We start from the raw sequence: 8,444 nt of genomic DNA, 5'->3' as shown, positions 1-8,444 counted from the left end.
TCCCCCAGCCCCCCTTTGAAAGGTTGGGAGAATATCCCCCCCAGCCCCCCTTTGAAAGGTTGGGAGAATATCCCCCCCAGCCCCCCTTTGAAAGGGGGGAATAAGAGGAATGTGACTTATTTTTTGGCGCCGATGAATGGTCAGGAGTTGCGAGCGGTTATTGAAATGCCTGCGCAAAAGTTGGGGGTGCGGTTGGAGGCAGGGTTGACTGAGCGAATATTAAAGGATGTGGAGCGATCGCCTGGTAATTTGCCTTTGTTGGAGTTTGCTTTGGAGCGTTTGTGGAATAAGCAAAGTTATGGTCAACTTACTCACGAAGGTTATGAGGAAGTGGGAGGGGTTGAGAAGGCGTTGGCAAGTTATGCGGATAATGTTTATGAAAAGTTGAGTGAGGTAGATCGGGAAAGGGCGGAACGGGTTTTTATTCAGTTGGTGCAACCAGGGAAGGGAACTGATGATACTCGCAAAGTGGCGACTCGTGCTGATGTGGGGGCGAATAATTGGGATTTGGTGAGGCGGTTAGCTGATGCTCGGTTGGTGGTAACGGGGCGAGATGAAACTGGTGAGGAAACTGTGGAGGTGATCCATGAGGCGTTGATTAGAAAATGGGGAATGTTGCGTGGATGGATGAAGGATAGTTGGGAGTTTCGGGTTTGGCAAGAAAAGTTAAAGGTTCGTTTGGCAGAATGGGTAGAGAAGGATAAGGATGAGGGAGCGTTGTTGCGGGGGTTGGTTTTGGTGGAAGCAGAGAAATGGCATCAGCAAAGGTTGTCGGAGTTGAGTCAGGAAGAGCGGGTTTTTATTCAGTTGAGTTTGGGTTTGCGCGATCGCGAAGAGGAACGTGACAAAAAAGCTCTAATAGCAGTTAAAACAACAACTATAGTTTCTATTATTGCTGTAGTGGCAGTGAGTATAGGAGGTATCTTTTTTCTATGGCAAAGAAACTCTGTAATAGGAGGTCAAATCGAAGCACTAACTTCTAAGTCTGAATCTCTCTGGTTACTTGACGATCAGCTTGAAGCAATGATAGCAAGTGTGAAGGCTAATAAGCTATTACAACAGCCTATTTTTGTATCAGAAGAAGATCGTGATGATACTATTACCACACTTAGGCGAACTGTTCAAGATATCCAAGAGTACAATCGTTTAGAAGGGCACAGAGCTGGTGTTCTCAGTGTTAGTTTTAGTCCTGATGGAAATATTATTGCCTCTGCAAGTTCTGATAATGCAATTAGACTTTGGAGTATTGATGGTAAAACAAGTACAGTTTTGGAAGGACATAAAGATGGTGTTCTCAGCATCTCTTTTAGTTCTGATAGTAAAACACTTGTTTCTAGTGGTATAGATAAAAAAGTCAAATTATGGGATGTGAGAAATGGTCAAGAGATTGCTACTTTTCAAGGAAATCAAAGATATATTACCAGGGTTAGTTTTAGCCCAAAAGATGAAATAATCGCTTCTACAACTGCTGACAATGCAATCAAACTTTGGAGTATTGATGGTAAAATAAATAGAGTTTTGGCAGGACATGAAAAAAGTATCTCCAGCATCTCTTTTAGTTCTGATGGTCAAATACTTGCTTCTGGCAGTCTAGATAAAACAATCAAACTATGGGATTTAAAGAATGGTGAAAAGATTGCTACTTTAACAGGGCATGGAGATAGTATCACCAGCGTTAGTTTTAGCCCAAAAGATGAAATAATTGTCTCTGCAAGTCTTGACAAGACAGTTAAACTTTGGAACTTAGATGGAAGTGAACTTAAAAGTTTAGCAGGACATGATAATATAGTTACCAGTGTGAGATTTAGTTCTGATGGTCAAATAATAGCTTCTGCTGATGACGGTGGAATTATTAAACTGTGGAATCTAGATGGCGAAGAGATTAAAACTTTGCAGGGGCATAATGATGGGATTAATGAGATTGCTTTTAGTCCTAACCAACAGTTGTTAGTATCAGCTAGCGATCGCAATATCCTGAAAGTTTGGAATCTTCAAAATCTGAGTAAAACTCCTAAAACACTTGACGGACATAGTAAACCTGTTACCGATGTAGTATTTAGCCCCAAAACCAAAACCATTATTTCAGCAAGTATTGATGGGAACATTACCTTCTGGAACTTTCAGGGAGAAAAAGTTAATACTTTTATAGGGCATAATAATTGGATAAATGACTTAAGTATCAGTTCTGATAGTCGATTTATTGCTTCTGCTAGCCAAGATAAAACAATCAAGCTTTGGACTGTCGAAGGAAAGAATATATTGGAAATAAAAGGACATACTGAACCTGTGAATGCTGTTGCCTTTAGTCCCACTGAAGAAATCATTGTTTCTGGAAGTGATGACAAGACTATCAGATTATGGAATTATGATGGTGAGGAACTGAGGAAAATAGAGGAACACAAACAACCTATTTATGGTATTGATATTAGTCCGGATGGAAAATTAATTGCTTCTGCTAGCAAGGATAAAACTGTTAGAATATGGACAGTTGATGGCAAATTAAAGACGATTTTAACAGGACATGAAGATGAAGTTTGGGCTGTGAAATTTAGTCCTGATGGTCAATTAATTGCTTCTGCTGGTAAGAACAAAAATATTAACCTTTGGAGTCGGAGTGGTAAATTACTGAAGACAATGAAAGGGCACACTGGTAGAGTTTGGGGTATTAGCTTTGATCCCAAAGGGAAAATTCTAGCATCTGCAAGTGACGATCAAACAGTGAAGCTTTGGAGCTTGAGCAACTACCAAGAACTTCAAACATTTAGAGGCCATGACGCAGGGGTGTTTCGTTTAAGCTTTAGCCCTGATGGCAATATTTTGGCATCCGCCAGTTTTGATAGAACTGTAAAACTGTGGGGTATTGATAATGAAAGATTACAAACGTTAAATCCGGATGAGCTATTATCTTATAGTTGTAACTGGTTACATAACTATTTGCAATATAATAATAAAAGCGATCGCTCACTCTGTCCATAGTCAATTTGATAGAGTGTAGTGAATTAGAAACCCAGTCTCTTTCTCAAGAAACTGGGGTTTTAAGTTTATAAATTTCACCTTGACAGCCAACTATAATTAACAATAATCTTTAGAGACTTGAAGGATTTTTATTCTGTTGTCAATCGGATATAGAGTTTGTATTTTCTGAAGTAGATGTACATGGGGGGTTAAAAAGGTGACAATCAAAATCAGGTTTAAGATTTAGAGAGCTTGAATTTTCTGAACGAGATGTACATGGGGGAATTGCAAATTCACAAGGAAGAGGAAGAGGAAGCTCAACTTCCTTTGGTATTTTAATATTTGGAGAAGAAATTGAAGCAGGTTTTTCCTCTAATACTGAGGCATCTTGCTCGGATAGAGAGCTTGAATTTTCTGAACCAGATGTACATAAAGGATCAAAAATGTGACAAGGAAGAAGCTCAACTTCGCTTGCTTTAATATTTGAAGAAGCTTTTTCCTCTAATACTGGGGCAACTTGAGGAACGTTTTTATTTATAACTGTTCCACCCATATCGGCAGCAATACTCTGTTCTGCATTTACTAATCCAATAAAAGCAACAATTATTATTAAGAAAGTTGTAATTAAAAAATGAAATATTTTATTCATAGGAATTTATTCTGTTGATTGATTTTTATAACTATACCAATATAAACTAAAATAATCAAGCTATCTAAAATATGCTTTTACTAATTAATTATGCATCTGGAAATTGCAGATTCTATACTTTCAATATCCCAGATAAAATTATTCAATTTCCTTTACCATTACATCCAGAAGATACAGAAATAATAAGGGGTTGCTGATTAAATATAAAAGTGTTTATTAGATAAAGCTTTTAGCCTTTTTAGGTCGTAACAAAAGTATCAGATTTTAGTCTGATAGGGCTACTCAAGTGAATATTTTGGTAAGATAGGGGCACCCAAGTCAAGGGATAATTTTTTCGATTGATCGGGAACCGTGTATATTCTCCACAACTCCTTATTCCTCTTGACTCTTCACTACTCCCTACTCCCTACTCCCTACTCCCTACTCCCTATCTAGAAATTAATGGCAAAATCTGATTTATAATATTTTAGTTATCAACTTTGTTTGTAGTAGTGCTTAAGCAATATCCATAAATTAGGGCTAAATCCCTACATAGTGGTTTAGCTACCAAAACTAACAATTAAAAAGGAGAAAAATTTATGCCATCTCCATTTCCTGGTATTGACCCATATTTAGAACATCCCGATTTATGGCCGGGGTTGCATAATAAACTAATTGTCAGGATAGCCGACTTATTATCTCCCCAATTAAGTCCGAAATATTCAGTTTCTCTAGCAGTTAGAATGTATGAAATTAACGATACAGAATCTCTACTTGCAGATATTCCTGATGTTTCAGTGCTGTCAAAAAAAAATCAAGTTAACAACTCAAATTCTACAGAATATCAAGTTGTAGTTACAGAACCAACAAAAGTAATTTTGCCTGTACCTATAACTATTCGCCAAGGATATTTGGAAATTAAAGAAGTAGCAACTAAGGAAGTTGTAACTGCTATTGAAATATTATCTCCTAGCAATAAAAGAACTGGAAAAGGTAGGGAAATTTATTTGGAAAAACGAGAAACAGTTTTAGCCAGTTCTACTAATTTTATTGAAATAGATTTACTTCGTTATGGTAAACGAATGCCTATTTTAAATCAACAAATTAAAAGTCATTATCGGATTTTAGTTAGTCGGAAAAATCAGCGACCAAAAGCAGATTTATATGTATTCAATATCCAAGATGAAATCCCTGAATTTCCTTTACCATTACGTCCAGAAGATACAGAAATAATTATAGATTTACAAACATTATTGACGAATATTTATGATATTGGTTGTTATGATTTAAAAATAGATTACGCTCAACAACCAGTACCGGAATTATCAGAACATGATGCAAATTGGGTAGATACTTGGTTGCGACAACACAAACTAAAATAAGTAGGGAGTAGAAAGTAGGGAGTAGGGAACACAGAGTAGCTACGAGTTAGGAGTCAGCAGAAATCATAATTAGACAGGAGGCGGACAAAAGAATAGTAAGTGCATTAGGGAATCAGGTTCTGTAGGGGCGGGTTTCACCATTAAGTGAGTTTTCACGCTTTAAGTTAGCTAAATCTGCCCCCAACCTCTAACGGGGGCGGGTTTATGTAAATCTGAGAGTAACTATGAAAATTTCTGCACGGGACTCGCTACTACCTCTAATGGGGGCGGGTTTATGTAAATCTGAGAGTAACTATGAAAATTTCTGCACGGGACTCGCTACTACCCCATGCACTTCTTGCTTCAGACATGATATGATTTGATATTTTGCGTAAGTCCTGATAAATTAAAATAATCAAACTATATACTATCTAAAATGCGCTCTTACTCATTAATTGCCCCTGCTAAAATCAATCTATATCTAGAAATTATCGGCGATCGCCCAGATGGTTATCACGAATTAGCAATGGTTTTGCAAAGCATTAGTCTAGCAGATCAAATAGATATTCGTTCTATTGGTGTTGAAAATATTGTGGTGCGATGCGACCATCCCCTAGTTCCTGAAAATGAAAGTAATATTGCTTACCGAGCAGCTTCTCTGATGAGCAAACAATTTCCAGATGTATTTGCTCAATACGGTGGCGTTGAAATTACTATCCATAAACATATTCCTGTGGCAGCGGGATTAGCAGGAGGTTCCGCAAATGCAGCAGCAGTATTGGTTGGTTTAGATTTAATGTGGGGACTGGGTTTAACTAGGGGAGAGTTGCAAGAGTTGGGAGCGCAGTTGGGTTCGGACGTTCCTTTTTGTGTTGGTGGCGGAACTGCTTTAGCGACTGGTCGGGGTGAAGTGCTTTCCCCATTGCCAAATTTAGACGATATTTATTTGGTTTTGGCTAAATACAGAAAACTCTCTATTTCTACACCTTGGGCGTATAAAACTTATCGTCGAAAGTTCGGTCATACTTATGTTACTGATACAGAAGGTCAAGAAAATAGCGGGCAAAGAGTACATTCTGAACCAATGATATCGGCGATCGCTAACCACAACCACAGGGAAATTGGCAAACTATTACATAACGATCTAGAAAAAATAGCTTTACCAGAATATCCCCAATTATTAAAATTAAGAGAAGCTTTTGCCTCTGAGAATGTTTTAGGAGCTATGATGTCAGGATCGGGACCAACTGTGTTTGCTTTAACAGAATCTCAATCTCAAGCAGAGCAAGTTAAAGCAGCAGTAAAAGCGAAAATTTCTGACCCAGATTTAGAATTTTGGATAGCACAGTTTAATTCTAGTGGTATTAGTATTGCTGATTGATATCTCTAGAAAATAGGGAACAGGGAACAGGAAACAGGGAAAAATAATTGACAATTTCGTATGGGATCATTGATTTTAATGAGTGATTTGTGGAGATATCTAATAGACATCTCCACAAATAAAAAATAGAATCAATTCTTATCTATAAATCATCAATTTTTATTATTATCAAAGTCGAAACAAAGGGCGCAGACATTTAGAAATCCTATTTGCGGAGCATTTCCCTATAGGAAAAATCCTTAATATTCTACTGTTCCCTGTTACCTGTTACCTGTTACTTAGTGTTAATCTTGGAAAAACTCAATTAATTTTAGATCGCAATAAGTTCTATCTTTAGTATCTCCACTAATAACAGTAAATGATTTTTCTGGTTCTCCTAAATTATCTAAGACTAAAGTTGCACCTGTAAAATCCTGATTACGAGTATAATCAGTAACAGTCACTATTGTTTTTAATCCTGATTGTACAGCAGATTGTAAACCATTATATGAATCTTCAAACGCTATACAATTTTCAGCTTGAATATTCATTTTTTCTAATACATAAAGATAAATATCTGGTGCAGGTTTTTTTGCGGGAACTATATCTCCTGCTCCAATTATTTCAAACCACGAAATACTTTCTTTCCCCAAAGTATACTCTAATAATGCTTCCACATTTGCCATAGTAGTAGTAGTAGCGATCGCTAACCGCATATTATTACCTCGTGCTTCTTTTAATAGTCTTTCTACTCCTGGGCGTAATGGTATAGCACCTGTTCTTAATAATTCTCGGTAATAATTTGTTTTACTCTTATGTAGATTAGAAATTAATTCTGGTAGTGGAAGTGATGAGGACAAATTTGGTTTATACTTATCAATATAAAATTTAATTCGTTCTTTACCACCAGCGATCGCTAATAATTCTCCATACAAAGGAATTGACCATTCCCAGTCCAAACCTACTTCAGCAAAGGCTTGATTAAAAGCTACTCTATGGCCATCTTTTTCTGTATCAGCTAAAGTGCCATCAACATCAAATATTAGGGTTAACGGTTCAGTCATTTCAGTTATCAATTATTAGTTAACAGTTATCATACTGACATTTTTCCTAACAGAAATTTAAAATTATTTGTAAGCATTCAGCTATTAGCAGTCAGCAGTCAGCTAATAGCCGAGCAAACGTAAAGGACTGATTAAAATTAGCTGACGAGCTTTTTCTTTTAACTTTTTGGAGATTAATTTCTCCTGCCAAACAGGATAAGTTAATAATATAGAATCCGGATAATTAGTTGATGAAAAACTTTTTTCCTCTCCATATTTCTTTCCCTTCTGCCTTCTGCCTTCTACCCTCTGCCTTCCTTTTGCAGATACGATAAGTATTTAACCGGATTCTATATAATTCATAGCTGATAGCTGACTTCTGAATGCTGACAATTTTTTATACTTAAAACCCATTTTCAGATTACTTGAATTATTCCCCATTATATTCTCTAATTGGTTGTCTGGAAATTAAGGACTGATGAGATGAAGAGTTAGAATAATTTGTATGTTGTAATTGTCTTACAAGTGTAATCAGGCGCTTCAAGTGAGGTTTAACTACCTGTGTATTTTGTATTTCTAGATTGTCAACTTTGGCCTCAAGTTCGGATATATCTACTTGAGGTTCTTTAGGTAATATTTCCATATCCTTTTGCAAATTAGCGATCGCTTCTTCAATTACCAAAAGACGACCATTTACTATTTCCCAATCATCAGCAGTCATAGCTTTATTGTCTACAGATGCCAAACTTTTTTCTACAGAAGAAGCTGAATGTTCTAGTGCAGTTAGTTGTTGTTGTATTTCTGAGTTTACAGTTTCTATTGATTTACTGGATAATTGTTCACGAACTGATTTTATTTCTGTAGACAGTTGTTGACGAAGTTTAATTATTACTTTAACAGCATTTTTTTCTAATCTTTCTACTGAGTTTTGAACTGATTCTATTTCAGATTTTTGAGATGATAAGATATACTGTTCTAATCGATATCTATTAGCCACATTTAGAGATAAAGCTAATGTTATGGGGGCGACTGCATAAAATACTTGTCCAGAAAATGCTACTCCCAAAGTACCTAATGCTGAACCAAATATACAAGCA

6 protein-coding genes are annotated in these 8,444 nt (G+C 36.5%); 3 read left to right on the top strand and 3 right to left on the bottom strand.

Annotated features, from left to right (window positions below; translation table 11 throughout):
- Positions 1-111: 111 nt before the first annotated feature.
- A complete protein-coding gene (locus VKJ25_RS09050) occupies positions 112-2,976 on the top strand; it encodes a WD40 repeat domain-containing protein (RefSeq protein ID WP_324236301.1) in 2,865 nt (954 codons plus the stop codon).
- Positions 2,977-3,115: 139 nt separating this feature from the next.
- Here VKJ25_RS09050 and VKJ25_RS09045 read toward each other — a convergent pair whose 3' ends face one another.
- The gene (locus VKJ25_RS09045) at positions 3,116-3,604 is read right to left on the bottom strand and encodes a hypothetical protein (protein ID WP_324236300.1); all 489 of its coding nucleotides are present in this window, start codon (positions 3,602-3,604) and stop codon (positions 3,116-3,118) included.
- A gap of 578 nt (positions 3,605-4,182) precedes the next feature.
- On the opposite strand from VKJ25_RS09045, the gene VKJ25_RS09040 reads away from it, so the two are divergent.
- Positions 4,183-4,965, top strand: coding sequence for a DUF4058 family protein (locus tag VKJ25_RS09040; RefSeq protein ID WP_324236299.1), 783 nt, complete (start codon positions 4,183-4,185; stop codon positions 4,963-4,965).
- Between the two features lie 415 nt (positions 4,966-5,380).
- Complete coding sequence (gene ispE / locus VKJ25_RS09035; protein ID WP_324236298.1) at positions 5,381-6,325, top strand: 4-(cytidine 5'-diphospho)-2-C-methyl-D-erythritol kinase; 945 nt, start codon at positions 5,381-5,383, stop codon at positions 6,323-6,325.
- A 284-nt stretch (positions 6,326-6,609) separates the two neighbouring features.
- On the opposite strand, the gene VKJ25_RS09030 is transcribed toward ispE, so the two are convergent.
- Both VKJ25_RS09030 and VKJ25_RS09025 read right to left on the bottom strand, forming a co-directional pair.
- Positions 6,610-7,368 carry an HAD family hydrolase gene (locus tag VKJ25_RS09030; protein ID WP_324236297.1) on the bottom strand — a complete coding sequence of 253 codons (759 nt, stop codon included), beginning with the start codon at positions 7,366-7,368 and terminating at the stop codon, positions 6,610-6,612.
- 409 nt (positions 7,369-7,777) lie between these two features.
- Positions 7,778-8,444 (bottom strand): hypothetical protein (locus VKJ25_RS09025; protein WP_324236296.1); only part of this gene is annotated, 667 nt, incomplete at its 5' end.

This window comes from Okeania sp. (assembly GCF_035285525.1).
Classification (GTDB): domain Bacteria; phylum Cyanobacteriota; class Cyanobacteriia; order Cyanobacteriales; family Microcoleaceae; genus Trichodesmium.
Note: the sequence above shows the minus strand (reverse complement) of the source record. Positions and strands in the feature narration are given on the sequence as shown.

Bases quoted from the DNA above. Each gene is read 5' to 3' on its own strand.
- ispE (WP_324236298.1), top strand. From the start codon at position 5,381: ATGCGCTCTTACTCATTAATTGCCCCTGCTAAAATCAATCTATATCTA.
- VKJ25_RS09045 (WP_324236300.1), bottom strand. From the start codon at position 3,604: ATGAATAAAATATTTCATTTTTTAATTACAACTTTCTTAATAATAATT.
- VKJ25_RS09030 (WP_324236297.1), bottom strand. From the start codon at position 7,368: ATGACTGAACCGTTAACCCTAATATTTGATGTTGATGGCACTTTAGCT.
- VKJ25_RS09040 (WP_324236299.1), top strand. From the start codon at position 4,183: ATGCCATCTCCATTTCCTGGTATTGACCCATATTTAGAACATCCCGAT.